This is a genomic window from Achromobacter sp. 1011811831 (assembly GCF_059760905.1).
The window spans coordinates 1-24,705 of sequence record NZ_JCBANG010000011.1 but is presented as its reverse complement, the minus strand read 5'-3'; the positions used below and the strand labels follow the sequence as shown (position 1 = coordinate 24,705).

Genomic DNA, 24,705 nt, shown 5'->3' with positions numbered 1-24,705 from the left:
AGCCAGGAGTCCACCATGAGCATGTTTCCGCCCGCGCGCATCGGCGCCCAGATCGCGGTGGCCGCGTTGAGCGGCTGGCAGGCCGTCGCCGAGCGCGACGCCATCGAGAAGCGCTATCGCTTCGCCAACTTCAATGCCGCATTCGCCTTCATGGCGCGCGCCGCCATGTTCGCGGAAAAGCTGGACCATCATCCTGAATGGACCAACGTCTACAACCGGGTGGATGTGCTGCTGACCACGCATGACGCCGGCGGGGTCACCGAGCTGGATGTGCGCATGGCGCAGTTCATGGACGAGGCGGCGCAGCAACTGGGCGCCACGGCGCCGAAGGCGGCGTGAAGGGCCGGCTCCTGGCGGAGCCGGAATGGGCGCGGGAGCCGCGCCCGGCGAGGACGATCAGTTGCGCACGTATCAGTTGCGTACGTAATAGATGCGCATGGCCTGCTGCTTCTGCGCGCCGTCCATCACGCGCAGCACCACGACCTTGGGCGTGAAGCCGTCGGGCAGCTTGAGCTGGCCGAGCGCGTAGTCGTAGCGGTCCACGTTCAGCGTCGGGCCTTCCGGCGTGATGGTGGCGACGCGGCCGTTGGGGTAGCTGCCATCGATGGAGAAGGTCAGGGTGCCCTTGAACGGCGCGCCCTGGCGCTCTTCGCGCATCACCAGCACCTGGAAGTCGAGCAGGCCGGGCGCGCGCTTGAACGTGGCCGAGCGGATGCCCAGGTTGCCGCCGCGCGGATCGGCCGGCATGGCGTCCTGGAACAGCACCAGTTCCTTGTTCAGCGCGTCGATCTTGCTGCGGGCCTCGGCCAGGTCGGACGTGAGCTTTTCATGGCCGGTCTTGTTGGCATCGCGCTGCTGGGTGGTTTCTTCCAGCTGGGATTGCAGGCGCTGGCGTTCCAGGTTGGCGGCGCTGAGCTCGCTGTGCAGCTGTTCTGATTGTTCCACCGTCAGGCGCTGCGGGCCGTAGTTGGTCTGCAGGAAAAGCACGCCGCCGGCGCCCAGGCCGATGCCCACCAGAAGCAGCACCAGCCAGCGCGGCATGCGCCGCGTGCGTTGGCCCGGCTGATAGACGGAGGGCTTGAATACGGCCCGTTGCGATTTTCCAAACATCCCCAAATTCCTAGAAAAACTCTGCGACGTATGCGGCAGGCGCGCCCGAGGCGCGCCAAAGCGTCAGAGGATACCCCGCCAGCGAGGGTGGTTGGGCGCGCGGACAAGCCTGGTTGCGCACCTTGATATTGTGAAATATGTGGACATCAGCAGGGCTTGCCGCCGAGTTCGGCGTCCAGTTCGGCCAGCCGTTCCGGCGTGCCGACGTCAGTCCACCTGCCCGTGTGGCGCGCGCCGCGTACCGCGTTGCGCGCCATGGCCTGGCGCAGCAGGGGCGCCATCCGGGCTGCCGTGCCGCGGGCCAGGCCGGCGAACAAGCCAGGATGGTAGACGCCGATGCCGGAGAAGGTCAAACGCGAGCCGTCGCCATCATGGACCCGCCCGTCCGGTTCCAGCACGAAATCGCCGCCGGGGTGGTGCTGGGGATTGTCCACCAGCAGCAGCCAGGCGCTGTCCGGCTGCAGGTCGGCGGCCAGGGCGTGGGCGGCGTCCGGCTGCCAGTCGCACCAGACGTCGCCGTTGACCACCAGGAAGGGCGCGTCGCCCAGCAGCGGCAGCGCCTGGGCGATGCCGCCGGCGGTTTCCAGCGCAGTCTGTTCGGGCGAGTAGCGTATGCGCACGCCGTAGTTCGATCCGTCGCCCAGGGCCTGTTCGATTTCGTGGCCCAGCCAGGCGTGGTTGATGACGATGTCCCGGATGCCGGCGGTGGCCAGGCGCCGCAGGTGCCAGACGATCAGGGGCTGGCCGCCGGCCGGCAGCAGGGGCTTGGGCAGCCGGTCGGTCAGCGGGCGCATGCGCTCGCCGCGGCCGGCGGCCAGGATCATGGCCCGCATCAGAAGGTATACCCGACTTTGGCTTCGCGGCCGTCCAGCGTGTCCAGCAGGCGCAGCAGGGGGGTGAACACGCCGTAGCGCTGCGCCACCTGCCGCACATAGCCGTTCACGCGGGGCATGTGGTCCAGATAGTGCTTCTTGCCGTCGCGGTGGTTCAGGCGCGCGAACACGCCCAGGATGCGCAGGTTGCGCTGCAGGCCCATCCATTCATAGGCGCGGTGGAATTCGGCGAAGTCGGCATCCACCGGCAGGCCGGCGGCGCGTGCCATTTCCCAGTAGCGGATCGCCCAGTCCAGCTGCTGGGGCTCTTCCCAGGTGGTGCGGGCGTCGGTCACCAGCGAGGCCAGGTCATAGGTGATGGGGCCCGCCAGCGCGTCCTGGAAATCGATGATGCCGGGATTGGGGCCATATTGGGGCTGGTCGCAGACCATGAGATTGGGCGAGTGGTAGTCGCGATGGACCAGGACTGTGGGCTGTCCCCCGTTGCTGGCGGACAGCAGGGCGAAGATCTTGTCCAGCGCGCTGCTCATCTTGTCGTCCAGCGTCACGCCGTGATGCCGGCTCACGTACCATTCCGGAAAGAGCTTGAGCTCCTCCGCCAGCCGGGCCGTGTCGTAGGGCGCAAGGCCGGTGACCGGCGCCTGCTGCATCTTGACCAGGGCGGCCAGGGCTTCGCGGTACAGCGTCTGCAGCTCGCGGTCGCCGATGCCGGCGCGGATGCGCTCGACGTAGTTCTGCTGGCCCAGGTCGGACAGCAGCAGCAGCCCCTGGCCGAGGTCCTGCTCCAGCACGGCAGGCACGTTCAGGCCAACGCCGCGCAGCAGCCCGCCCACATGCAGGAACGGGCGGCAGTCTTCGTGCTCGGGCGGGGCATCCATGACGATCAGCGTCCGGTCGCCCGCGTCCAGCCTGAAATAACGGCGGAAGCTGGCATCGGCGGAAGCCGGGCGCAGGGTGTCCACGGCCAGGTTCAGGGAGGCGGGCAGGCCGGTCAGCCAGTTGCGGATCTGCGTCAGGCGGGGGTCTAGAGGGGTTTTCAAGAAAGATCCGTGTGGAAAGGACGATATTGCGGAATTTTGCGTCCGGCGCACATAAGTCTGGGCGCATGGCGCGGCTTCTCTATAATACCGGGTCATTTCCGTTGGCTTTGGCTCCCTGCGAGCGCCAGTGCCGGCTTCTTCCATCGTCGATAAGGGCTTTTTTCACTCGTGCGCAAGGTTCGGTGGTTGATCCTATCTGCTGTCAGCGTTGCCGGGGCCGCTCAGGCCCAGGGCAGCCAAGGGACGGCCGCGTCAGAAACGCCCGCCGCTTCGGCGCCCGTGCTGCGCACGTCCCCCGGCCTGCGGCTGCACAGGCTGCCGGACGGCAATATTCCCGCATATCTCGAAGCCGATTCAATCGACGGCGATCCAGATTCCGACCTGACCCTGACCGGCAATGCGCAGGTGCGCCGCATCGACGGCGTCATCAAGGGCGACCGCATCAACTATCGCAAGGACAGCGGCGAGGTCGACGTCGAGGGCAGCGCGCGCATGATGCGCGACGGCACCCTGGTGACCGGTCCGCGGGCCAAGTTCAACGTCGACAAGTACACGGGCGAGATCGAGAAGCCGAATTTCTGGATGGGCGCCACCGGCGGCTTCGCCGTCGCCGAGCACGCGGACATCTTCAGCAAGTCGCAGATGCGGCTGCACACCGTGACCTACAGCGGCTGCAACTGCGAGAAGCCGTCGTGGTACATCAAGGCCACCACGGTCGACGTCGACTTCGACGAGAACGAAGGCGTGGCGCGCAACGGCGTGCTGTATTTCAAGGACGTGCCGATCCTGGCGTCGCCCTACATGACCTTCCCGGTCAAGAAGGAACGCAAGTCGGGCTTCCTGGTGCCGACATACGGGACGACCAGCCAGGGTGGCCTGGACATCTCGATTCCGTATTACTTCAACCTGGCGCCGAACTACGACCTGACCTTGCAGCCGCGGTATTTTTCCAAGCGTGGCACGCAGCTGGGCGGCGAGTTCCGCTATATGGGGTGGGCCTATAACGGCACGCTGGTCGGTACCTATCTGCCGAACGACCAGATCCGCGACCGGGATCGCTGGATGTTCCGTTGGACGCACCAGCAGGTATTGGGCAATGGCTTCTATACCGATTGGGATTACGCCAAGGTATCGGACAACAACTACTTCCGCGATATTTCCCAACTGGGCTTGAACCAGGCTTCCACGACCTATCTGCCGCAGCGCGGCCGGGTAGGCTGGAGTTCGAATTACTGGAGCACCTACGTCCAGGTCTACAAGTATCAGACCTTGCAGGATCCGGATGCGCCGCTGATCCCGCCCTACGACAAGGTGCCTGAACTCTATCTGCGCGGCGCACGCTACGACTGGGGCGGTTTTGACGTCGACTGGACGTCCACCGCCGTGCGTTTCCGCCAGCCCCTGGTCAGCTCGGTGCGCTATGGCCCGGATGGAGATCGCCTGCAGTCCTATCCCACGATTTCCTATCCGATCGTCCGGCCGGGCTGGTTCATCGTGCCCAAGGCTGGCGTGAATTTCACGCAGTACCAGACGAACTGGTATCGCACCGACTGGCCCGGCATGCCCGGGTCGTCGAATTTCCCGCGCGGCGCGTCGCGTACGGTGCCGATCTTCTCGGTGGATGCCGGTCTGGTGTTCGACCGTGAAACCACTTTGTTCGGCAAATCGTCCATCCAGACGCTGGAGCCGCGGCTGTACTATCTCAGGGTGCCGTATCGGGATCAAAGCCGCTTGCCGGTGTTCGACACATCGCTGGCCGATTTCAGCTTCTCGCAGGCGTTCGAAGAGAACACGTACACCGGCGGCTGGGATCGCATCGCGAACGCCGATCAGGTGACGGCGGCATTGACGACGCGCTGGCTGGATGCGAACACCGGGTTCGAGCGCCTGTCCCTGTCGGCGGCTCAACGCATCTACTTCGAGAACCAGAAAGTCACGCTGCCCAACGAGACGCCGCGCAACAACGTGCGGTCGGACTTCCTGGTGGCCGCCAGCGCTGCCCTGACCGACACGTTGAACACCGACGTGGCCGCTCAATACAATCCCTATGACAACCGCTGGTCGCGCGCCTTGGTGAGCGCGCGCTGGTCGCCTCAGAGGCTGACGACGGTCGCGCTGTCCTATCGTTACCAGCGCGACCCGCAGCCCGGGGTCTATTACCAGCCGCAGGGCCAGAACCAGGTCAGCCTGGCTGTGCAGTGGCCGTTCACGAAGCGCTGGTATGGCGTGGGCCGCGTCGATTATTCCCTGCGCTCCGGGCCGAGTTCGACCGTGGCGAACCTGAACGACTCCCCCCGCGTCACCCAGGCCATCGCCGGCCTGGAATACAAGGGTGATTGCTGCTGGGTGGGCCGCGTGGTCTACCAGCGTTACGCGGTGTCGGCCAAGGACGCCAACTCCGCCGTGTTCTTCCAGCTGGAGCTGACCGGCCTGGGTTCCCTCGGAACCGACCCGATGACCCTGCTGAACAGAAGTATCCCCGGCTACAGCCGCGTTACCCCGCCTGTGCCGAACGGGACCACATTTGAAAGGTATGAATGATGCGTAGGTTGCACTCCTTGCGCCGCCTGTCCGGCAGCGCTCTGCTGTTGGCCCTTTGCGCCGGCTTGCCGGCCGCTCATGCGGCGGAGCCCGCCGGCAAGGGCGGCGGCAAGCCCGCCGCCGCGCAAAAAAGCGCGGCGCCCGCGCAGTCCGAGCAGTTCGTCGACGGCATTGCCGCCGTGGTCGACAAGGACGTGATCACGCTGCGCGAACTGCATGATGCGTCGCTGCGCATCGCCGGCGACCTGAAGGCGCGCGGCATCCAGGTGCCTGACGGCCAGACCTTGCAGCACCAGGTGCTGCAGCGCCTCATCATGGAACGCGTGCAGCGCCACGAGGCCGATCGCATGGGCATCCGCGTGGATGACGCGCAGGTGGATCAGGCCACCCAGGCCATCGCGGCGCGCAACAAGATCGGCGTGGACCAGCTGCGCAAGGAAATCGAAAAATCGGGCGTGTCCTGGGACAGCTACCGCAAGTCCCTGCGCGACGAGATCCGCATGGACCGCCTGCGCCAGCGTGCCGTCGATTCCACCATCGTGATTTCGGACGCGGAAGTCGATGCCTTCCTGCGCGATCAACGCCGCAACCCGGCGTTCGCCGCGCAGACGCAGGCCGAGCCTCAGCCTCAGCCGCAGGCGCAGCCGGAACCCGCGCCCGAGCAGGCGGCGGCGCCCAGCGGGCCGATGCTGTACGCGCTCGCGCAGATCCTGGTGCGCGTGCCTGAAGGCTCGTCGCCTGAGCAGCTGACCGCGTTGCGCAAGAAGGCCGAGGGCCTGCTGGCCCGCGCCAAGCGCGGCGACGATTTCGCCAGCCTCGCGGCCGCGTCCTCCGACGGTCCCGAGGCGCTGCAGGGCGGCGTCATGGGCGTGCGTCCGCTGGACGGCTGGCCCGACCTGTTCGTCAAGGCGGTCGGCAATCTGCAGAAGGGCCAGGTCAGCGCCCTGATCCAGAGCGGCAACGGTTTCCACATCATCAAGGTGCTGGACCGCGGCACGGCGCAGCCGGCCCCGGCCCGCACCGCCCGCGCGCCCGCGCCGGCCCAGGCGCCGCAGCCCAAGCCCCAGCCGCAGCACGCGCAGCAGCCGGCGTCCATGCAGGTCACGCAGACCCGCGCGCGCCACATCCTGATCAAGACGTCCACGGTCATGAGCGACCAGCTGGCGCGTCAGCGCCTGGAGCAGGTGCGCCAGCGCCTGGTGGCGGGCGATGCCAAGTTCGAGGACATGGCGCGTCAATATTCGCAGGACTCGACCGCGCCGCAGGGCGGCGAGCTGGGTTGGCTGAATCCCGGCGAAACCGTGCCGCCTTTCGAGGCTGCGATGAACGCGCTGCAGCCCGGCGAGCTCAGCCAGCCGGTGCAATCGCCGTTCGGCTGGCACCTGATCCAGGTCGAAGAGCGACGCCAGCATGACGCGACCGACGAAATGGCGCGCATGAAGGCCCGCCAGATCCTGTTCGAGCGTCGCGCCCAGCCCGCCTTCGAGGATTGGCTGGACCAGTTGCGCGCCCAGGCCTACGTGGATAACCGCCTGGAAAAGCAACAACGCATCCAACAGAACAACCGCTAGGCCGCTCATGTCTCAACACCAGGCGCGCAAGCGCTTTGGCCAGAACTTCCTGACCGACGACAGCGTCGTCGAGTCCATCGTCCGGGCGGTCGCGCCCGCCCGTGGCGATGCGGTGGTTGAAATCGGGCCCGGCCTGTCCGCGCTCACCCGGCCGCTGCTGGAGCGGCTGGATCGTCTCACCGTGGTCGAGATCGATCGCGATCTGGCCGCGCGGCTGCGCAAGCAGTTCGAGGCCGACCGCCTGACGGTGGTCGAGGCCGACGCGCTGACCGTGGATTTCGCGCAGTTCGGCCCTGGACTGCGCGTGGTCGGCAATCTGCCGTACAACATCTCCAGCCCGCTGCTGTTCCACCTCATGGCCTCGGCCGACCATATCCGCGACCAGCATTTCATGCTGCAGCGGGAAGTGATCGACCGCATGGTGGCCGAGCCCGGCTCCAGCGACTACAGCCGCCTGTCGGTGATGCTGCAATCGCGCTACCGCATGCACAAGCTGTTCGACGTACCGCCCGAGGCCTTCGACCCGCCGCCCAAGGTGGTGTCGGCGGTCGTGCGCATGATGCCCCTGCCCGGGGATCGCTTGCGTCCCGTCAGCGCCAAGGCGTTCGAGACGGTGGTGGCGCGGGCGTTTTCCCAGCGCCGCAAGATGCTGCGCCGCGTGCTGGCGGACTGGGCGCCGCAGGTGCCCTGGGAAGCGCTGGACATCGCGCCCACGGCGCGCGCCGAGGACGTGTCGGTGGACCGGTACATCCGCCTGTCCGATGCGCTGGTCGCGGCGGGCGTGCTGCAGGCCGGCTGAGCGCCAGGCCGTTTCTTCGCGGCCACTTCCCGAAGGCTCGCCTGCCGCTGGCGCGGCAGGCTGGCGCCGTGTGCTACAGCATGCGCTTTTGCGCGGCCATCCATAGCTGCATCACGTCGCGCGCGCGATCGTGCAGCAGGCGTTCGGCGTCGTTGAGGGCCTGCTGCAGCGTGATGGGGCCGGGCGCGAGACTGAACGCCGCGCTGATGCCGCAGGCGTGCAGGGCCTCGTAGCCTTCGCCCAGCGAGCCGGCCAATGCCACCACGGGCACGCCTGCCTGCCGGGCGATCCGGGCGACGCCGGCCGGCGTCTTGCCCCGCAGCGTCTGCGCATCCATCCGGCCTTCGCCGGTGAACACCAGCGTGGCGCCTTCCACGGCTTGCGCCAGTCCGCCCAGCTCGGCCACGATCTCCACGCCGGGGCGAAAGCGTGCGTCCAGGAATGCCTTGGCCGCGAAACCCAGGCCGCCGGCGGCGCCCGCGCCGGGCGCATCGCGATGGTCGACCCCCAGGCTGCGCGCGCAGATGTCGGCAAAGCGTTCCAGCGCCTGGTCCAGCTCCCGCACCTGTTCGGGCGTCGCGCCTTTTTGCGGACCGAACACGTGTGATGCGCCTTGCGGGCCGCAGAGCGGATTGTCCACGTCGCTGGCCACGTCGATGCGCGCGCCGGACAGCCTGGGGTCGAGTCCGCGGATATCTATGGCGGCGATCCGCGCCAGCGCGCCGCCGCCGGGCGGCAGGCTGTGTCCTTCGGCATCCAGCAGCCGCGCGCCCAGCGCGGTCAGCATGCCGGCGCCGGCGTCGTTGGTGGCGGAGCCGCCCAGCCCCAGGATGATATGGCGCGCTCCAGCGTCGAGCGCGGCCAGGATCAGCTCGCCCACGCCGTGGCTGCTGGCGCGCATCGGGTCGCGGCGAGTCGGCGCGATCAGTTCCAGGCCGGAAGCGGCGGCCATTTCGATGACGGCCGTGCCGTCGGCCAGCATGCCCCAGGCCGCGTCGACCTTGTGGCCCAGCGCATCGTTCACGGTCTGCATGCGCGCCTCGCCCGAGGCGGCGGCGAGCACCGCCTCGACCGTGCCCTCGCCGCCATCGGCCATGGGCACGCATACGGTCTGCGCGCCAGGAAAGGCGGCTTTCACGCCGCGCGCGATGGCCTCGGCCGCGGCCGGCGCGGAAATGCTTTCCTTGAACGAGTCGGGGGCGATGACGATTTTCACGATGCGGACAGGCCTGGTCAGGATAGGTGGCGTTCATGATACCCGCGCTGTCGCATCGCGTCGTACCATAGCGTTTCCGTTGTTTCTTGCGAGATAGGATTCCCATGCCCGTACTGCGCCGCACCAAAATTGTCGCCACCCTGGGTCCGTCGACGTCGACGCCCGAGCGCATCGAGGCCCTGATTCGGGCCGGGCTGGACGTGGCTCGACTGAACTTCTCGCACGGCAGCGCCGACGATCACCGCGAACGCGCGCGTCTGGTGCGCGAGATCGCGGCGCGGCAGGGCCGCTACGTCGCGATCATGGGCGATCTGCAAGGACCGAAGATCCGCATCGCGCGCTTCACCGACAAGCTGGTGCAGCTGCAGGTGGGCCAGCCCTTCACGCTGTCGCGCGTCCATCCCAAGGAAGCGGGCACGGCCAGCATCGTCGGCATCGACTACCCGGAACTGGTGCAGGACTGCCGCGTGGGCGACGAGCTGCTGCTCGACGACGGCCGCGTGGTGCTGGTGGTGGACAGCGTCGAGGGCGATGAGGTCCACACCACCGTTACGGTGGGCGGCCCGCTGTCCAACAACAAGGGCATCAACCGTCGCGGCGGCGGCCTGTCGGCGCCCAGTCTGACCGACAAGGATCGCGTGGATATCAAGCTCGCCGCCGAGATGGAACTGGACTACGTGGCGGTCTCGTTTCCGCGCTATGGCAGCGACATTGACGAGGCGCGGACCCTGCTGCACGCGGCCGGCAGCGATGCCTGGATCATCGCCAAGATCGAGCGCGCCGAGGCCGTGGCCGACGACGAAGCGCTGGACGCGCTGATCCGCGCCAGCGACGGCGTCATGGTGGCGCGTGGCGACCTGGGCGTGGAAGTGGGCGACGCCGAGCTGGTGGGCATCCAGAAGCGCATCATCCAGCACGCGCGCACGCTGAACAAGGTCGTGATCACCGCCACGCAGATGATGGAGTCCATGATCTCCAGTCCCATGCCCACGCGCGCCGAAGTCTCGGACGTGGCCAACGCCGTGCTCGACTACACCGACGCCGTGATGCTGTCGGCCGAGAGCGCCTCGGGCCAGTATCCGGTCGAGACGGTGCAGGCCATGGCGCGCGTCTGCCTGGGCGCGGAAAAGCACCCGACCTCGACCCAGTCGCACCATCGCCTGGGCGAGACCTTCACGCGCTGCGACGAGACCATCGCGCTGGCCGCCATGTACGCGGCCAACCACTTTCCCGGCGTCAAGGCCATTATCGCGTTGACCGAAAGCGGCCACACGCCGCTGATCATGTCGCGCATCCGTTCAGGCGTGCCGATCTATTGCTACAGCCCGCACAGCGTCACGCAGAACCGCGTGACGATGTTCCGCGGGGTCTACACGATTCCGTTCGCGCCGTCCGAGTACGAGCCCGCCGACCTGAGCAATGCGGCCATCGACGAACTGCGCAAGCGCAATCTGGTGCAGAGCGGCGATTGGGTCATTCTGACCAAGGGCGATTTCTACCGCGACAGCGGCGGCACCAACGGCATGAAGATCCTGCTGGTGGATTGATGCGGGTGGGTCTGGCCCCGCCAGGCCGGGCCGCGTCAGTCTCGGTCAAGCAGGGCCAGGCCGCGCCTGGCTCGACAGTGCCATCGCCGCCCTGCCGGCGCGTCGTTCAACCGAAGAACCAGTAGCACACGCCGATCGCGGCCAGCACGCCGGCCGCGTCGGCCACCAGCGCGCAGGCCACGGCGTGGCGCGCGCGCAGGATGCCCACCGAGCCGAAGTACACCGCCAGCACGTAGAAGGTGGTCTCGGTGCTGCCCTGCACCACGGTGGCCAGCAGCGCGGGGAAACTATCGACGCCGAAGTGCGTCATGGTCTCCAGCATCAGCGCGCGCGCCGCGCTGCCGGAAAAGGGCTTGACCAGGGCGGAGGGCAGGGCGTCCACGAAGCGCGCGTCCCAGCCCGCCTGGGCGGCCAGCCAGCGGATGCCGTCGAGCAGGAAGTCGAGCGCGCCCGAGGCCCGCAGCATGCCCACCGCGCACAGCATGGCCACCAGGTAGGGCAGCAGGTTCTTGGCGATGTCGAAGCCTTCCTTGGCGCCCTCGACGAAGGCCTCGTATACCGGCACCTTCTTCCAGGCGCCGGCCAGCAGGAACAGCAGCAGGATGCAGAACAGCGTCAGGTTGCCCAGCAACGAGGACAGCGCGGCGATGGCGGTGGCCGTCATGCTGGCCAGCAGCGCCATGAAGCCGCCCAGCGCCAGCGCGCCGCCGCCCAGCCAGGCCAGCACCACCGGATCCGTCAGTTTCAGGCGCTGGCAGAACGCCACCGCCAGGAAGCCGGCCAGCGTGGAGGCGCAGGTGGCCAGCAGGATGGGCAGGAACACCAGCGTCGGATCGGCCGCGCCCTGCTGCGCGCGGAACATGAACAGCGACACCGGCAAGAGCGTCAGCGACGAGGCATTGAGCACCAGGAACAGGATCTGCGCGTTGCTGGCGGTGTCGGGCTTGGGATTGAGCGACTGCAGCTCGCGCATGGCGCGCAGGCCGATCGGCGTGGCCGCGTTGTCCAGCCCCAGGCCGTTGGCGGCGAAGTTCAGCGTGATCAGGCCGATGGCGGGATGGTTGCGCGGCACCTCGGGCATCAGGCGCGCGAACAGCGGGCCGAGCAGCCGCGCCAGCCGTTCCACCAGGCCCGCGCCTTCGGCGATGCGCAGGAAACCCAGCCATAGCGTCAGCGTGCCGAACAGCAGCACCATCACCTCCACCGAGACTCGGGCCATGTCGAACAGGCTGGCGATCATGGCGCGGAAGACCTCGGCGTCGCCGATGGCGAGCCAGCGGTAGAACGCGGCCGCCGCGGCGGCGAGAAAGAAACTCAGCCAGAGTTTGTTCAGCATGTCTTGGGCCTGATGGTACAAAAAATGGGCCGCGCGGCGTCGGCCCTGCACGCCTGGGCGCAGGGCGCGGCTCGACTGGGCGCCCGGGCATTGTCGCAGAGTCGGACGGCCCACGCGTGGTCGCGCGCCCGCAATTCTGGTACTTTGACCCGATGCGCCCCTGGGCCAGCGGCCCCGGGACGACGACAGCAAAAGGGGATCCCATGGATTTCAACGCCTGGCGCCGGCGCCGCGTTTCCGAACCTGCCTACCGTTGGGCGCGGCGCGCGCTGCCGCCCATGTCCGCGACCGAGCGCGAGGCCATCGAGGCCGGCGACACCTGGTGGGAGGCCGATCTCTTCAGCGGCAATCCAGACTGGCGCAAGCTGCTGGACGTGCCGGCCGCCACGCTGACGCCGGAAGAGCAGAAGTTCATCGACGGCCCCGTGGCGCAGCTGTGCGCCATGCTGGACGAATGGGACATCAGCTGGAACCGCCGCGACCTGCCGCCCGAGGTCTGGGCCTTCCTGAAGTCGCAGCGCTTCTTCGGCATGATCATCCCGCGCCGCTACGGCGGCCTGGGCTTCTCGCCCTACGCGCATTCCGAGGTGGTGCGCCGCATCTCCGCCTGCTCGGTCACGGCCGGCGTCACCGCGATGGTGCCCAACTCGCTCGGACCGGGCGAGCTGCTGATGCAGTTCGGCACGCCGGCGCAGCGCGACTACTGGCTGCCGCGCCTGGCCGACGGGCGCGAGATTCCCTGCTTCGGCCTGACCAGCCCCGAGGCCGGCTCGGACGCCGCGTCCATGACCGACACCGGCGTGGTCTGCCGCCAGGTGGTGGACGGGCGCGAGCTGATCGGCATCCGGCTGAACTGGCACAAGCGCTACATCACGCTGGGGCCGGTGGCCACGGTGCTGGGGCTGGCCTTCAAGCTGTCCGATCCCGACGGCATCCTGGGCGAGCCGCGCGACATCGGCATCTCGGTGGCGCTGGTGCCGGTTGATGCGCCGGGCGTGGAAATCGGCCGGCGCCATCTGCCCGCCATGCAGGCCTTTCAGAACGGCCCCAATCGCGGCCGCGACGTGTTCGTGCCGCTGGACGCGCTGATCGGCGGCGAGGAGCGCGCCGGCCACGGCTGGCAGATGCTGATGAGCGCGCTGGCGGCCGGGCGCGGCATTTCGCTGCCATCGCTGTCGGCGGCGGCGGCCGCGCTGGGGGCTCACGCCACCGGCATGTACGCGCGCGTGCGCGAGCAGTTCGGCCTGCCGGTGGGACGCTTCGAGGGCGTGCAGGAAAAGCTGGCCAACCTGGCCGGCAACGCTTACCTGGTCGAGGCCGCGCGCCGCCTGACCTGCGCGGCGCTGAACCAGGGCGTCAAGCCGGCCGTGGTGTCCGGCATCATGAAGTATCACGCGACCGAGCGCATGCGCCAGTCGGTCAACGACGCCATGGACGTGCACGCGGGCCGGGGCGTGATCGACGGGCCGCGCAACTACCTGGGTTCGCTATACCGCGCCGTGCCCATCGCCATCACGGTCGAGGGCGCCAACATCCTGACGCGCAACCTGATCATCTTCGGCCAGGGCGCCATCCGCGCGCATCCCTACCTGATGCCCGAGATGCTGGCGTTGGGCAATCCGGACGAAGAGCGCGGCATGGAGGTCTTCCACGACGTGTTCTGGCGTCATCTGCGGCACGCGGGCATGACGACCTTGCGCGCCATCGGGCGGGCCTGGACCGGCGGCATGCTGGCGCCCACGCCCACGGCGGGGCCCACGGCCCGCCACTACCGCAGGCTGGGCCGCTACGCCGCGGGGTTCGCGCTGCTGGCCGACGCCGCGCTGGCCAGCCTGGGCGGCGCGCTCAAGCGCCGCGAGCTGATCTCCGCCCGGCTGGGCGACATCCTGTCCGAGCTGTATCTGTTGTCGGCCGTGCTCAAGCGCTGGGAAGACGAAGGCCGCAAGCACGACGACCTGCCGCTGGTGCGCTGGTGCATGGAGCAGGGCGCGGCGCGTATCGAGACGGCAATGGATCAGGTGCTGTCCAACCTGCCGGGCCGGGTGCTGGCCTGGGGCCTGCGCGCTGCCATCCTGCCGCTGCGGCTTGCCAAGGGGCCGGACGACGCCTTGACGCGCGAATGCGCCGAGCTGTTGCTCAAGCCCTCGCCCACGCATGACCGCCTGGCGGCGGAATTGCAGCGCGAGCCTGGGCCGGATCCGCTGGGTCAGCTGACGCGCGCGTTCGCGTTGGCGGAAGCGGTGCAGCCGCTGCGCGACCGGCTGCGCCAGTCAGGCCTGCGCGACTGGCGCGAAGCCCATCGGCAGGGCGCCATCACCGATGCGCAGGCGGCGCAGCTGGAGGCCGCCGAGGCATCGGCGGCCGAGGTGCTGCAAGTGGATGATTTCGCGCCGGAGGAATTGTCGCCCGGCGCGGGACGCGACAATGCGCAGCCCAGCGGCGATTGAGGCCGCCTTGTCGCGGCGTCCTCAATCGTCCTTGTTCGGGTCCATGCCGGGGAACAGGATCTCGGTGTAGCCGAACTTGCTGAAGTCCTGGATGCGGGAAGGATACAGGCGCCCGATCAGGTGGTCGCATTCATGCTGCACCACGCGGGCGTGAAAGCCCTCGGCCTCGCGCTCGATCGGCTGGCCCTGCGGATCCAGGCCGGTGTAGCGGATATGGCGGTAGCGCGGCACCAGGCCGCGCAGGCCGGGCACCGACAGGCAGCCTTCCCAGCCGTCTTCCATCTCGTCGGACAGCGGCGTGATGACCGGATTGCACAGGATGGTCTGCGGCACCGCCGGCGCGTCGGGATAGCGCTCGTTGCGGTCGAAGCCGAAGATCACCAGCTGCAGGTCCACGCCAATCTGCGGCGCGGCCAGTCCCACGCCCTGGGCGGCGGCCATGGTCTCGAACATGTCCGCGACCAGCGCGCGCAGCTCGGGCGTGCCGAAATGCGCCACGGGCGCGGCCACGCGCAGCAGCCGAGGGTCGCCCATCTTCAGGATGGTGTGGATCATGGGTGTCAGTCCACTCGGCCTTTTTTCTGGATGAATTCAATTTTGTAGCCGTCGGGGTCTTCGACGAAGGCGATGACCGTCGTGCCGTGCTTCATCGGGCCGGCTTCGCGGGTGACCTTGCCGCCGCGTTCCTTGACCTTGTCACAGGCTTCGTAGGCATTGTCGACTTCCAGGGCGATGTGGCCGTAGCCGCTGCCCAGGTCGTACTTGTCGGTGTCCCAGTTGTGGGTCAGCTCGATGACGGCGCCTTCGGCTTCGTCCTGGTAGCCGACGAAGGCCAGCGTGAACTTGCCGTCCGGGTAGTCGTTGCGGCGCAGGACGCGCATGCCGAGCACGTTGGTGTAGAAGTCGATGGACTTGTCGAGGTTGCCGACTCGCAGCATGGTGTGTAGCAGGCGCATGTTGGTGTTTCCTATGCGGTCAGGGTGGAAGGGAGCGCCGGCTTCTGGCCGGCGGCGGTCCCGCGGATGCCGAGTTCGGACAGCGCCTCGCCCATGGCCTGGACGGCTTGCCGCATCTGGTCGGCCGAGAAGGCGCCGATGCATCCGACACGGAACGAAGGCTGTTCTGTGTTCTTGAAGTTGCTGAGCACGTAGCCGCGGCGCTTGAGCGCGTCGACGAAGGCCTGCAGGTCCCAGGCCGGCGTGTCCGGGGCCAGCACATTGACGACGATGGGGCCCTGCAGCGCAGGCGGCAGCCAGGGCGTCAGGCCGATCTCGCCCACGCCCTCGTACAGCGCGCGCATATTGGCCGTGTAGCGCGCCAGGCGGGCCTCGCGGCCTTCCTCATGATAGCGCGCCAGCGCGACGGCGAAGGCGGCCAGCGTGGGCGCGGGCGGGGTGAAGCGCGGCCCGGCGTTGGGCTGCAGGCTTTGCTGATAGATGTCGGCCAGGTCCAGCGACCAGCTGCCGGCGCGGCCCTGCGCGGCTTCCAGGCTGTCGCGCCGCGCCACCACGAAGGCGGCGCCGGGCAGGCCCTCCAGGCACTTGTTGGCGGTCAGCGCCACCGCGTCCACGGCCGGCAGGTCCGACAGATCCAGCGGCAGCGCGCCGAAGGCCGAAACGGCGTCGATGATGACGCGCCGTCCCAGCGCCTGCGCGACGCGGGCGATGGCGGGCGCATCGTGGCAGATGCCGCTGCTGGTTTCGCTGTAGACCAGGGCCACGTGGCTGATCGTGGGGTCCTGTTCCAGGGCCTGGGCCACGGCCTGCGGATCGATGCGGTCGCGCACGCCCACGTACAGCGGCACGGCCACGCGGCCGGCCTCGGCGGCGAGCCGCTGCAGGCGGCTGGCATAGGCGCCGGTGGACGGCACCAGCAGGCGTCCGCCCGGCGGCATCAGCGTGCGGATCGCGGCCTCGACGGCGAAGTGGCCGCAGCCGGGCAGGGCCAGCGCGGCATGTTCTTCGGGCCGCGCGCAGGCGGCGCGCAGCACGCCGGCGCAGACCTGGCGGTAGAGTTCGCGGAAATCGTTGTCCCAGGGCGCATAGTCCTGCGCCGCGGCGGCCCTCACCCGCGCGTCGGTGGTCACCGGGCCGGGAATCAGCAGCAGCATCGTCGTGTCTCCAAGGCGCCTCAGAATTGAGGCAGGGATGCCGGATCGTGGCGCCGCAGGATGTTCTTGGCGTCCTCGAAATCGGGCAGGATCTGGCCCACTTCGCGCCAGAAGTCCTGGCTGTGGTTCATTTCGCGCAGGTGGGCCAGCTCGTGCGCGATCACGTAGTCGATGATGGCTGGCGCGAAGTGGATCAGGCGCCAGTTCAGCATGATGTTGCCGTCGCTGGTGCACGAGCCCCAGCGGGTCGCGGCGGAAGACAGCCGCCAGCGGCGGATCTTCAGGCCGCTGATCTGCAGGAAATGCGCGAGGCGCGCGCCGAACCAGGCGCCGGCGCGCTGTTGCAGCCAGGCCTGGGCGGCGTCGCGGATGCGGCCCTGGTCGGCGTTGGCGGGCAGGGCCAGCCACAGCGTGTCGCCGTCCCGCGGGGCGTCGGCGTCGCCCGAGAGCGCGGCCTGGCGGCTGTCGCCGCCCACGCCGATGACGATGCGCCGGCCCAGGTAGGGCAGCTCGCCGCCGGCCTGCCAGCGCGTGTGCGCCATGGCCAACTGCTGCTTGCGGGCGTGCCATTCGCGCAGCTTGTTCAGGATCCAGCGGGCTTTCTCGCGCACCGCGTCGTCGATCTGGCCCAGCGTGACCCAGTTGGGCGCGGTGACGCGCAGGCCGTCGTCGGTGATGACGAAGCCGATGCTGCGGCGGCGCGAGCGCAGCAGCACGAAGCCGATGGGCTGTTCGTCGGTGTTCACCTCGCGCCAGCGGGCGCCGGGCGGCAGCGGATCGGGGCAGGGCGTCGGCACGCGGGCCGAGGCATTCGGGGACAGCGTCAGCAGCGGTTCGCCCGAGTGGGCGGGGGACGGATCTGCAAGGCGCGCCGGGGACGGCGCGTCTGGCGCGGGGCGCGGTCCGGGCGTCGCGCGCGGCGCGGCGTCCGCCGGCGGCACGCCTTCCGGCGCGCCGGTTTCCCGCGAGTCGAACAGGAGTTCGAGCTGAGCGCTGCTAGACATACCTTTCAGGGTTGAGACGCCGCATTTCCCCTTCGATCCAGCCCTGGACCTTCTGGTTCAGTTCCTCGGGGGTGAGTCCCTGGGATTCTATCGCGGGTCCGATGGACAGCGTAACCAGTCCCGGACGCTTCACGAAGGCGTTGCGGCGCCAGCATTCGCCGGCGTTGTGCGCCACCGGGATGACCTTGGCGCCGGTGCGCGAGGCCAGCAGCGCGCCGCCCATCTTGAAGCGGCCGGCCTGGCCCGGCGGCACGCGCGTGCCTTCCGGGAAAAGCAGCGGCCAGCGGCCCTCGTCCATGCGCTTGCGACCCTGGGCGACGACCTGTTCGAAGGCGTCGCGGCCCTTGCTGCGGTCAATGGCGATCATGCGCAGCAGCGCCAGGCCCCAGCCGAAGAACGGCACCATGTGCAGTTCCTTCTTGTAGACGAAGCAGACTTCGCGCGGCATGTATGCGGGAAAGAACAGCGTTTCCCAGGCGGACTGGTGCTTGGACAGGATCACGGCCGGGCCCTCGGGCAGGTTTTCCCAGCCCTTCACCTGCCAGCGGATGCCGCATATCACGCGCGCGCCCCAGATGGCCAGGCGCGGCCAGCCCACGGTGAGCTTGTAGCGCAGGTGCAGCGGCAGCGGCGCCCACAGCACGCAGGCGAAGGCGTAGGGAATGACCGTGACGATCAGGAAAATGGCGTAAAGCAGTGAACGGAGCCGGGCCATCGGGTCAGGCCTCTTTGTCTTGCAACAGCAGGTCGACCACGGCCGTCAGGTCGTCGCAGATGCGCGTGCCGGGCGGCAGGCCGCCCTTGGCCTGCGTCTTCGCGCCGTTGCCGGTCAGCACCAGCCAGGGCGCGCAGCCGGCGGCCGAGGACGCCTGCAGGTCGCGCAGCGAATCGCCCACCGCCGGCACCGCGTTCAGGTCGACGTCGTAGCGCGCGCCGATCTGCTCGAACATGCCGGGCAGCGGCTTGCGGCAGACGCAGTTGTCGTCCGGCCCGTGAGGGCACAGGAAGACGGCGTCGATGCTGCCGCCGGCGGCGGCCAGCTCGCGCCGCATCTTGGCGTGGATGGCGTTGAGCGTGTCCATGTCGAACAGGCCGCGCGCCAGGCCCGACTGGTTGGTGGCGACCACCACCTTCCAGCCGGCCTGGGTCAGGCGGGCGATGGCCTGCAGGCTGCCGGGCAGGGCGATCCATTCGTCGGGACTTTTGACGAAGGCGTCGCTGTCCTGGTTGATGACGCCGTCGCGGTCGAGGATGATCAGTTTCACTGTGCCAGCCTGGAAATGTCGGCGACCTGGTTCATCAGGCCATGCAGCTGGCCCAGCAGGGCCAGCCGGTTGGCGCGCACGGCCGGGTCCTCGGCCATGACCATGACGTCGGCGAAGAAGGCGTCCACCGGCTCGCGCGCCTGGGCCAGCGTGCGCAGGCTGGCGGCGAAGTCGCCGGTCGCGAACTGCGCCTCGGCTTGCGGGCGCAGCGTCGCGACCGAGGCGGCCAGCGCCTTTTCAGCGGGCTCGACCAGCGCGGCGTCGTTCACCTGGCCGATCTCGCCCTCGGCCTTCTTGAGCAGGTTGCCGATGCGCTTGTTGGCGGCGGCCAGGCTGGCGGCCTCGGGCATCTGCGCGAAGGCGGCCACGGCGCGCACGCGCTCGCCCACCTGGTGCAGCGGCGGCGTCAGCGCGATCACGGCTTCGACCGCGTTGCGGTCGGAATCGGCGATCAGCTGGTTGCGGTAGCGCTCATAGATGAAGGCGCGCACCTCGGCCAGCGTGTCGGCGGGGATCTTGCCGGCCGGGAAGGTGCCGGCGGCCAGGTCGAGCAGGCCGTCCAGCGACAGCGGGCCGTCCTGGTTGATCTTCAGCCAGCCGCCGGCGGCCAGCTGCTCGAAGGCGCTGATCAGGCCCAGCGCGGCGCGGCGCAGGCCGAAGGGATCGCGCTCGCCGGTGGGCGCCAGGCCGATGGCCCAGATGCCGACCAGGGTTTCGGCGCGCTCGGCGATGAACAGCGTGGCGGCGGTCAGCGTGTCGGCGTTGACCGGGGCGTCGCAGCGGTTGCGGTACTGGGTGCGCAGCGCCTCGACCACGCTGGCCGGTTCGCCATCGCCGGCCGCGTAGTACGCGCCCATGATGCCTTGCAGCTCGGGGAACTCGCCCACCATGTTCGAGCCCAGGTCGGCTTTGGCCAGCAGGGCGGCGCGGTCGGCGGCCGAGACGTCGCCGCCCAGCTGCTGCGCCACGCCCCGGGCGATGGCGCGCACGCGCTCGACGCGCTCGAGCTGGGTGCCCAGCTTGTTGTGGTAGACGATAGCGCCCAGCTGCTCGACGCGCGCGGCCAGCGGCGTCTTGCGGTCGGTGTTGAAGAAGAACTGCGCGTCGGCCAGGCGCGGGCGCACCACGCGCTGGTTGCCTTCGACGATGTTCACCGGATTGGCCGTGTGCATGTTGCTCACGATCAGGAAACGGTGCGTCAGGCGGCCGCTGGCCGGGTCGAACAGCGGGAAGTACTTCTGGTTCAGGCGCATCGTCAGGATCAGGCATTCCTGCGGCACTTGCAGGAATTGCTCCTCGAACTCACCCACGTAGACGGTGGGATGCTCGACCAGCGCGGTGACTTCGTCCAGCAGCGCGGCGACTTCCGGGTCGTCGCCCAGCGTGGCCGACAGGCGGCCGGCGTGGTCCAGCAGTTGGCGCTCGATGTCGGCGCGGCGGCCTTCGAACGAGGCCATGACGCGGCCCTTGTCGGCCAGCGTGGCGGCATAGGCGTCGGCGTCGGCTATCGCCACCGGGCCGTTGCTCATGAAGCGGTGGCCCAGCGTTTCGCGGCCGGCGGCCAGGCCCAGCGCGGTCACGGGCACCACGTCGGCGCCGTGCAGCGCGATCAGGCCGTGGGCCGGACGCACGAACTTGACGGTGGTCACGCCGTCGGCCAGCTGGTAGCGCATGACCTTGGGAATGGGCAGGCCGTCGATGGCGGCGGCGATGCCTTCCTGCAGGCCCGTGGCCAGCGCGGCGCCGGGGGCGGTGCCGCGGGCGACCAGGTAGTCCTGCTTGCCGTCGGATTCGCGTTCCAGCGTGGCCAGGTCAATATTTTCCAGGCCCTTGGCGGCCAGCTTCTTTTGCAGCGCGGGCGTGGCCTGGCCGTCCTCGGTCAGGCCGATCTTCACCGGCATCAGCTTCTCGGCGTAGGCCTGGTCAGGGGCCTGGGCCAGCACGGCCGACAGGCGCACCGCCAGGCGGCGCGGCGTGGCATAGGCCTCTGCCGAGCAGCCTTCGGCCAGCAGGCCGTGGCGCGCCAGCGTGGCGCGCACGCCTTCGGCGTAAGCCTGGCCCAGCTTCTGCAGGGCCTTGGGGGGGAGTTCTTCGGTCAGCAGCTCGACCAGCAGGGGGCGGATGTTCGTCGTCATTTATGCAGTCTCCCCGGCGGCCTGGTCGCGGTCCAGCATGGGAAAGCCCAGCCGCTCGCGGGAGTCGTAGTAGGCCTGGGCGACGGCGCGCGACAGGTTGCGGATGCGGCCGATATAGGCGGCGCGTTCGGTCACGCTGATCGCGCCGCGCGCGTCCAGCATGTTGAAGGTGTGCGCGGCCTTCAGCGTGGCTTCATAGGCCGGCAGGGCCAGCGGCACGTCCATCAGGCGCTTGGCCTCGGCTTCGTAGTCGTTGAAATGCGCGAACAGCATCTGGGCCGAGGAATGCTCGAAGTTGTAGGTGGACTGCTCCACTTCATTCTGGTGGAACACGTCGCGGTACAGCACGCGGCGGCCGTTGGCGCCTTCGGTCCAGACCAGGTCGTACACGCTTTGCACGTCCTGCAGGTACATGGCCAGGCGTTCCAGGCCGTAGGTGATCTCGCCCGTGGTCGGCGTGCAATCCAGGCCGCCCACCTGCTGGAAATAGGTGAACTGGGTCACTTCCATGCCGTTGAGCCAGACTTCCCAGCCCAGGCCCCAGGCGCCCAGCGTGGGGTTTTCCCAGTCGTCCTCGACGAAGCGGATGTCGTGCTCGGCCGGGTCGATGCCCAGCGCCTTCAGCGAGCCGATGTACAGGTCCAGGATTTCCGGGGGGGCGGGCTTGAGCACCACCTGGTATTGGTAGTAGTGCTGCAGGCGGTTGGGGTTCTCGCCGTAGCGGCCGTCCTTGGGGCGGCGCGAGGGTTGCACATAGGCGGCGCGCCAGGGTTCCGGGCCGATGGCGCGCAGGAAGGTGGCGGTGTGCGAGGTGCCGGCGCCGACTTCCATGTCGTAGGGTTGCAGCAGGGCGCAACCCTGCTTGTCCCAGTATTCCTGGAGCGTAAGGATGATTTGCTGAAAAGTGAGCATAGGATTCTTGGAAATCGGCCGCGGGGCAGGGACTGCCCATGGCGTGGCAAACCGGGCATTTTAACTGGCCCGGGGCGGGGCCGGGCGTACGGGCGGGAATGGGGCCGGATCAGGCGTCGCCGGCTGACCGCCGGGGCCGGCGCGCGCCTGGCGGACATCCCGGCCGGGCGCGCCTGCGCCGGCAAACCAATGGTCGTATGATTCCAGGTTGTACCCAAGTCTTATATAAAACTGGAACTCGATTCCGGTAGACCCGAAAAAAGGAGTTGTCCCATGTCCGACCTGATCACGGTGGAAGTCACCGACGGCATCCAGATCATCACGATCAATCGTCCCGAGGCCAAGAACGCCATCAACCTGGAAACGGCGCAGGCCATGGCGGCGGCGCTGGATCAGCTCGACAGCCGCGACGACGTGCGCATCGGCATCCTGACGGGCGGCGGCGGCACCTTCTCGTCGGGCATGGACCTCAAGGCCTTCGCCAAGTCCGGCCAGCGTCCCTACGTCGAGGGCCGCGGCTTCGCCGGCCTGACCGAGCGCCCGCCCAAGAAGCCGCTGATCGCGGCCGTGGAAGGCTACGCCCTGGCTGGCGGCTGCGAAATGGCGCTGGCGTCCGACCTGATCGTGGCCGCCAACAACGCCAAGTTCGGCCTGCCCGAGGTCAAGCGCGGCCTGGTGGCTGGCGCTGGCGGCATGCTGCGCCTGCCGCGCCGCCTGCCCTACCACATCGCCATGGAAGTGATCCTGACCGGCGACATGCTGCCCGCCGAGCGCGCCCATGCCTTCGGCCTGGTCAACCGCCTGACCGAGCCTGGCGGCGCCCTGGCCGGCGCGCTGGAGCTGGCCCGCGCCATCGTCGAGAACGGCCCGCTGTCGGTGCAGACCGCCAAGAGCATCGTGTCCCAATCGGGCGACTGGTCGCAGGACGAGATGTTCGACCGCCAGCGTCCGCTGACCGCGCATATCTTCACCTCGGCCGACGCCAAGGAAGGCGCCACCGCCTTCGCCGAGAAGCGCAAGCCGGTTTGGCAAGGTAAATAGGACATGCCCCCACGCCGCACTCGCTACGCGAGCTTGCTGCCCCCCGAGGGGGCTTTTTGCCTCGGGGCGGCCCAGCGGCAAAAATAGTGCTTTTCCCTTTCCGTGCAGCCGGTCGCCCCGGCCGCGTTTTCACGTTTTCCCTCTAGACAGCAAATTCGCCATGTCCATCATCATCAAGGAAGAAGACCTGGTCCAGTCGATCGCCGACGGGATCCAGTTCATCAGCTACTACCATCCGGTGGACTACATCCGCCACCTGGCCCGCGCCTACGAGCGCGAGGAAAGCCCCGCCGCGCGCGACGCGATGGCGCAGATCCTGACCAACTCGCGCATGTGCGCCGAAGGCAAGCGTCCGCTGTGCCAGGACACCGGCATCGTCAACGTGTTCCTGAAGGTCGGCATGGACGTGCGCTTCGACACCAAGCGCAGCCTGCAGGAGCTCTGTGACGAAGGCGTGCGCCGCGGCTACCTGAACCCGGACAATCCGCTGCGCGCCTCGGTGCTGGACGATCCGCTGTTCGCCCGCAAGAACACCCGCGATAACACGCCCTGTATCCTGCACGTCGACCTGGTCCCTGGTGACAAGGTCGACGTGCAGATCGCGTCGAAGGGCGGCGGTTCCGAGAACAAGACCAAGTTCGTCATGCTCAACCCCAGCGACTCGCTGGTGGACTGGGTGCTCAAGACCGTGCCGACCATGGGCGCGGGCTGGTGCCCGCCCGGCATGCTGGGTATCGGCGTCGGCGGCACCGCTGAAAAAGCCATGCTGATGGCCAAGCAGTCGCTGATGGAAGACATCGACATGTACGAGCTGCTGGCGCGCGGCCCGCAGAACAAGCTGGAAGAGCTGCGCATCGAGCTGTACGAGAAGGTCAACGCGCTGGGCATCGGCGCCCAGGGCCTGGGCGGCCTGACCACGGTGCTGGACGTCAAGATCAACACCTTCCCGACCCACGCCGCCTCCAAGCCCGTGGCCATGATCCCGAACTGCGCCGCCACCCGCCACGCCCACTTCGTGCTGGACGGCTCGGGCCCGGCGCGCCTGGATCCGCCCTCGCTGTCCGAGTGGCCGGAAGTGCACTGGGCGCCGGACTACAACAAGTCCAAGCAGGTGGACCTGAACTCGCTGACCAGGGAAGAAGTCGCCAGCTGGAAGCCGGGCCAGACCCTGCTGCTGTCAGGCAAGATGCTCACCGGCCGCGACGCCGCGCACAAGCGCATCCAGGACATGCTGGCCAAGGGCGAGCCGCTGCCGGTGGACTTCACCAACCGCGTCATCTACTACGTGGGCCCGGTCGATCCGGTGCGCGACGAAGTGGTCGGCCCGGCCGGTCCCACCACCGCCACCCGCATGGACAAGTTCACCGAGATGATGCTGGCGCAGACCGGCCTGATCTCCATGATCGGCAAGTCCGAGCGCGGCCCGGTCGCCATCGAGGCGATCCGCAAGCACGGCTCGGCCTACCTCATGGCGGTGGGCGGCGCGGCCTATCTGGTGTCCAAGGCGATCCGCGAAGCCCGCGTGCTGGCCTTCGAGGACCTGGGCATGGAAGCCATCTACGAGTTCGACGTGAAGGACATGCCGGTGACCGTGGCGGTGGACGCCCAGGGCATCTCGGTCCACAACACCGGACCGAAGGAATGGCAGGCCAAGATCGGCAAGATCCCGGTCGCGGTGGCTTGACCGGCGGTTTCGCGTGAAGCCGCAAGCGTGAGGGTTCGCCCTCGCTCGCGGCGCGCCTGACGAGGCGCGGGCGGCTCCGGAACGACAAGGCCCCGGCCAGGGAATGAACTGGCC

At 68.6% G+C, this 24,705-nt stretch carries 21 protein-coding genes; 8 read left to right on the top strand and 13 right to left on the bottom strand.

Annotation, left to right across the window (positions count from 1 at the left end; translation table 11 throughout):
• Positions 1 to 15: 15 nt before the first annotated feature.
• Entirely contained in the window at positions 16 to 339 is a 324-nt protein-coding gene (locus tag AC6LJ9_RS06530; protein WP_103272536.1) for a 4a-hydroxytetrahydrobiopterin dehydratase, read from the top strand.
• Between the two features lie 72 nt (positions 340 to 411).
• Here AC6LJ9_RS06530 and AC6LJ9_RS06525 read toward each other — a convergent pair whose 3' ends face one another.
• The 3 genes from AC6LJ9_RS06525 to AC6LJ9_RS06515 form a co-directional block, all read right to left on the bottom strand.
• The gene (locus AC6LJ9_RS06525) at positions 412 to 1,110 is read right to left on the bottom strand and encodes a DUF6776 family protein (protein WP_212312264.1); all 699 of its coding nucleotides are present in this window, start codon (positions 1,108 to 1,110) and stop codon (positions 412 to 414) included.
• A 146-nt stretch (positions 1,111 to 1,256) separates the two neighbouring features.
• Positions 1,257 to 1,943, bottom strand: coding sequence for an N-acetylmuramate alpha-1-phosphate uridylyltransferase MurU (murU, locus tag AC6LJ9_RS06520; protein WP_498146922.1), 687 nt, complete (start codon positions 1,941 to 1,943; stop codon positions 1,257 to 1,259).
• Positions 1,943 to 2,983, bottom strand: coding sequence for an aminoglycoside phosphotransferase family protein (locus tag AC6LJ9_RS06515; RefSeq protein ID WP_249204740.1), 1,041 nt, complete (start codon positions 2,981 to 2,983; stop codon positions 1,943 to 1,945). Before AC6LJ9_RS06515 ends, murU begins: the two co-directional genes overlap by 1 nt.
• A 168-nt stretch (positions 2,984 to 3,151) precedes the next feature.
• Here AC6LJ9_RS06515 and AC6LJ9_RS06510 point away from each other — a divergent pair, with 168 nt between their 5' ends.
• Genes AC6LJ9_RS06510 through rsmA form a run of 3 tightly spaced genes read left to right on the top strand, consistent with a single transcriptional unit; the run spans position 3,152 to position 7,894 of the window.
• Positions 3,152 to 5,524 carry an LPS-assembly protein LptD gene (locus AC6LJ9_RS06510; protein WP_498146921.1) on the top strand — a complete coding sequence of 791 codons (2,373 nt, stop codon included), beginning with the start codon at positions 3,152 to 3,154 and terminating at the stop codon, positions 5,522 to 5,524.
• Complete coding sequence (locus AC6LJ9_RS06505) at positions 5,521 to 7,095, top strand: peptidylprolyl isomerase (protein WP_498146920.1); 1,575 nt, start codon at positions 5,521 to 5,523, stop codon at positions 7,093 to 7,095. The genes AC6LJ9_RS06510 and AC6LJ9_RS06505 overlap by 4 nt, the downstream gene beginning before the upstream one ends.
• Positions 7,096 to 7,102: 7 nt before the next feature.
• Entirely contained in the window at positions 7,103 to 7,894 is a 792-nt protein-coding gene (gene rsmA, locus AC6LJ9_RS06500; protein WP_498146919.1) for a 16S rRNA (adenine(1518)-N(6)/adenine(1519)-N(6))-dimethyltransferase RsmA, read from the top strand.
• A gap of 73 nt (positions 7,895 to 7,967) precedes the next feature.
• On the opposite strand, the gene AC6LJ9_RS06495 is transcribed toward rsmA, so the two are convergent.
• Positions 7,968 to 9,110, bottom strand: coding sequence for a glycerate kinase (locus AC6LJ9_RS06495; protein WP_498146918.1), 1,143 nt, complete (start codon positions 9,108 to 9,110; stop codon positions 7,968 to 7,970).
• Between the two features lie 104 nt (positions 9,111 to 9,214).
• Between AC6LJ9_RS06495 and pyk the strand changes: the two genes are divergently transcribed.
• Positions 9,215 to 10,657: a pyruvate kinase gene (gene pyk, locus AC6LJ9_RS06490; RefSeq protein ID WP_212312255.1), complete on the top strand. Its 1,443-nt coding sequence runs from the start codon at positions 9,215 to 9,217 to the stop codon at positions 10,655 to 10,657.
• A gap of 106 nt (positions 10,658 to 10,763) precedes the next feature.
• On the opposite strand, the gene AC6LJ9_RS06485 is transcribed toward pyk, so the two are convergent.
• The gene (locus tag AC6LJ9_RS06485; protein ID WP_498146917.1) at positions 10,764 to 11,993 is read right to left on the bottom strand and encodes a nucleoside recognition domain-containing protein; all 1,230 of its coding nucleotides are present in this window, start codon (positions 11,991 to 11,993) and stop codon (positions 10,764 to 10,766) included.
• 203 nt (positions 11,994 to 12,196) lie between these two features.
• On the opposite strand from AC6LJ9_RS06485, the gene AC6LJ9_RS06480 reads away from it, so the two are divergent.
• Positions 12,197 to 14,440, top strand: coding sequence for an acyl-CoA dehydrogenase (locus AC6LJ9_RS06480; protein ID WP_498146916.1), 2,244 nt, complete (start codon positions 12,197 to 12,199; stop codon positions 14,438 to 14,440).
• A 21-nt stretch (positions 14,441 to 14,461) separates the two neighbouring features.
• On the opposite strand, the gene def is transcribed toward AC6LJ9_RS06480, so the two are convergent.
• From def to glyQ, 8 genes are read right to left on the bottom strand one after another with little or no spacing between them, the layout of a single operon-like run.
• Positions 14,462 to 14,995 carry a peptide deformylase gene (gene def / locus AC6LJ9_RS06475; RefSeq protein WP_498146915.1) on the bottom strand — a complete coding sequence of 178 codons (534 nt, stop codon included), beginning with the start codon at positions 14,993 to 14,995 and terminating at the stop codon, positions 14,462 to 14,464.
• Positions 14,996 to 15,000: 5 nt separating this feature from the next.
• A complete protein-coding gene (gloA, locus tag AC6LJ9_RS06470; RefSeq protein ID WP_103272548.1) occupies positions 15,001 to 15,396 on the bottom strand; it encodes a lactoylglutathione lyase in 396 nt (131 codons plus the stop codon).
• A gap of 11 nt (positions 15,397 to 15,407) precedes the next feature.
• Entirely contained in the window at positions 15,408 to 16,550 is a 1,143-nt protein-coding gene (locus AC6LJ9_RS06465; RefSeq protein ID WP_498146914.1) for a 2-aminoethylphosphonate--pyruvate transaminase, read from the bottom strand.
• A gap of 20 nt (positions 16,551 to 16,570) precedes the next feature.
• Positions 16,571 to 17,554 (bottom strand): M48 family metallopeptidase, encoded by a 984-nt coding sequence (locus AC6LJ9_RS06460; protein WP_498146913.1) that lies wholly within the window; start codon positions 17,552 to 17,554, stop codon positions 16,571 to 16,573.
• Positions 17,547 to 18,269: a lysophospholipid acyltransferase family protein gene (locus AC6LJ9_RS06455; protein ID WP_212312244.1), complete on the bottom strand. Its 723-nt coding sequence runs from the start codon at positions 18,267 to 18,269 to the stop codon at positions 17,547 to 17,549. Before AC6LJ9_RS06455 ends, AC6LJ9_RS06460 begins: the two co-directional genes overlap by 8 nt.
• Before the next feature lie 4 nt (positions 18,270 to 18,273).
• Positions 18,274 to 18,819, bottom strand: a complete 546-nt coding sequence (gmhB, locus tag AC6LJ9_RS06450; RefSeq protein ID WP_212312243.1) for a D-glycero-beta-D-manno-heptose 1,7-bisphosphate 7-phosphatase — start codon at positions 18,817 to 18,819, stop codon at positions 18,274 to 18,276.
• Complete coding sequence (gene glyS, locus AC6LJ9_RS06445) at positions 18,816 to 20,954, bottom strand: glycine--tRNA ligase subunit beta (protein ID WP_498146912.1); 2,139 nt, start codon at positions 20,952 to 20,954, stop codon at positions 18,816 to 18,818. Before glyS ends, gmhB begins: the two co-directional genes overlap by 4 nt.
• Positions 20,955 to 21,866: a glycine--tRNA ligase subunit alpha gene (glyQ, locus tag AC6LJ9_RS06440; RefSeq protein WP_103272554.1), complete on the bottom strand. Its 912-nt coding sequence runs from the start codon at positions 21,864 to 21,866 to the stop codon at positions 20,955 to 20,957.
• A 273-nt stretch (positions 21,867 to 22,139) separates the two neighbouring features.
• Between glyQ and AC6LJ9_RS06435 the strand changes: the two genes are divergently transcribed.
• Both AC6LJ9_RS06435 and AC6LJ9_RS06430 read left to right on the top strand, forming a co-directional pair.
• Positions 22,140 to 22,907 carry a crotonase/enoyl-CoA hydratase family protein gene (locus tag AC6LJ9_RS06435; RefSeq protein WP_498146911.1) on the top strand — a complete coding sequence of 256 codons (768 nt, stop codon included), beginning with the start codon at positions 22,140 to 22,142 and terminating at the stop codon, positions 22,905 to 22,907.
• Positions 22,908 to 23,067: 160 nt separating this feature from the next.
• A complete protein-coding gene (locus AC6LJ9_RS06430; RefSeq protein ID WP_498146910.1) occupies positions 23,068 to 24,591 on the top strand; it encodes a fumarate hydratase in 1,524 nt (507 codons plus the stop codon).
• Positions 24,592 to 24,705 lie beyond the last annotated feature (114 nt).

What these genes read in the sequence shown, in the direction of transcription:
- AC6LJ9_RS06460 (WP_498146913.1), bottom strand. Translation starts at nt 17,554, where the DNA reads ATGTCTAGCAGCGCTCAGCTCGAACTCCTGTTCGACTCGCGGGAAACC.
- AC6LJ9_RS06485 (WP_498146917.1), bottom strand. Translation starts at nt 11,993, where the DNA reads ATGCTGAACAAACTCTGGCTGAGTTTCTTTCTCGCCGCCGCGGCGGCC.
- gloA (WP_103272548.1), bottom strand. Translation starts at nt 15,396, where the DNA reads ATGCGCCTGCTACACACCATGCTGCGAGTCGGCAACCTCGACAAGTCC.
- pyk (WP_212312255.1), top strand. Translation starts at nt 9,215, where the DNA reads ATGCCCGTACTGCGCCGCACCAAAATTGTCGCCACCCTGGGTCCGTCG.
- AC6LJ9_RS06525 (WP_212312264.1), bottom strand. Translation starts at nt 1,110, where the DNA reads ATGTTTGGAAAATCGCAACGGGCCGTATTCAAGCCCTCCGTCTATCAG.
- glyS (WP_498146912.1), bottom strand. Translation starts at nt 20,954, where the DNA reads ATGACGACGAACATCCGCCCCCTGCTGGTCGAGCTGCTGACCGAAGAA.
- AC6LJ9_RS06530 (WP_103272536.1), top strand. Translation starts at nt 16, where the DNA reads ATGAGCATGTTTCCGCCCGCGCGCATCGGCGCCCAGATCGCGGTGGCC.
- AC6LJ9_RS06455 (WP_212312244.1), bottom strand. Translation starts at nt 18,269, where the DNA reads ATGGCCCGGCTCCGTTCACTGCTTTACGCCATTTTCCTGATCGTCACG.
- def (WP_498146915.1), bottom strand. Translation starts at nt 14,995, where the DNA reads ATGATCCACACCATCCTGAAGATGGGCGACCCTCGGCTGCTGCGCGTG.
- glyQ (WP_103272554.1), bottom strand. Translation starts at nt 21,866, where the DNA reads ATGCTCACTTTTCAGCAAATCATCCTTACGCTCCAGGAATACTGGGAC.
- AC6LJ9_RS06480 (WP_498146916.1), top strand. Translation starts at nt 12,197, where the DNA reads ATGGATTTCAACGCCTGGCGCCGGCGCCGCGTTTCCGAACCTGCCTAC.
- murU (WP_498146922.1), bottom strand. Translation starts at nt 1,943, where the DNA reads ATGCGGGCCATGATCCTGGCCGCCGGCCGCGGCGAGCGCATGCGCCCG.
- AC6LJ9_RS06505 (WP_498146920.1), top strand. Translation starts at nt 5,521, where the DNA reads ATGATGCGTAGGTTGCACTCCTTGCGCCGCCTGTCCGGCAGCGCTCTG.
- rsmA (WP_498146919.1), top strand. Translation starts at nt 7,103, where the DNA reads ATGTCTCAACACCAGGCGCGCAAGCGCTTTGGCCAGAACTTCCTGACC.
- AC6LJ9_RS06465 (WP_498146914.1), bottom strand. Translation starts at nt 16,550, where the DNA reads ATGCTGCTGCTGATTCCCGGCCCGGTGACCACCGACGCGCGGGTGAGG.
- AC6LJ9_RS06435 (WP_498146911.1), top strand. Translation starts at nt 22,140, where the DNA reads ATGTCCGACCTGATCACGGTGGAAGTCACCGACGGCATCCAGATCATC.
- AC6LJ9_RS06430 (WP_498146910.1), top strand. Translation starts at nt 23,068, where the DNA reads ATGTCCATCATCATCAAGGAAGAAGACCTGGTCCAGTCGATCGCCGAC.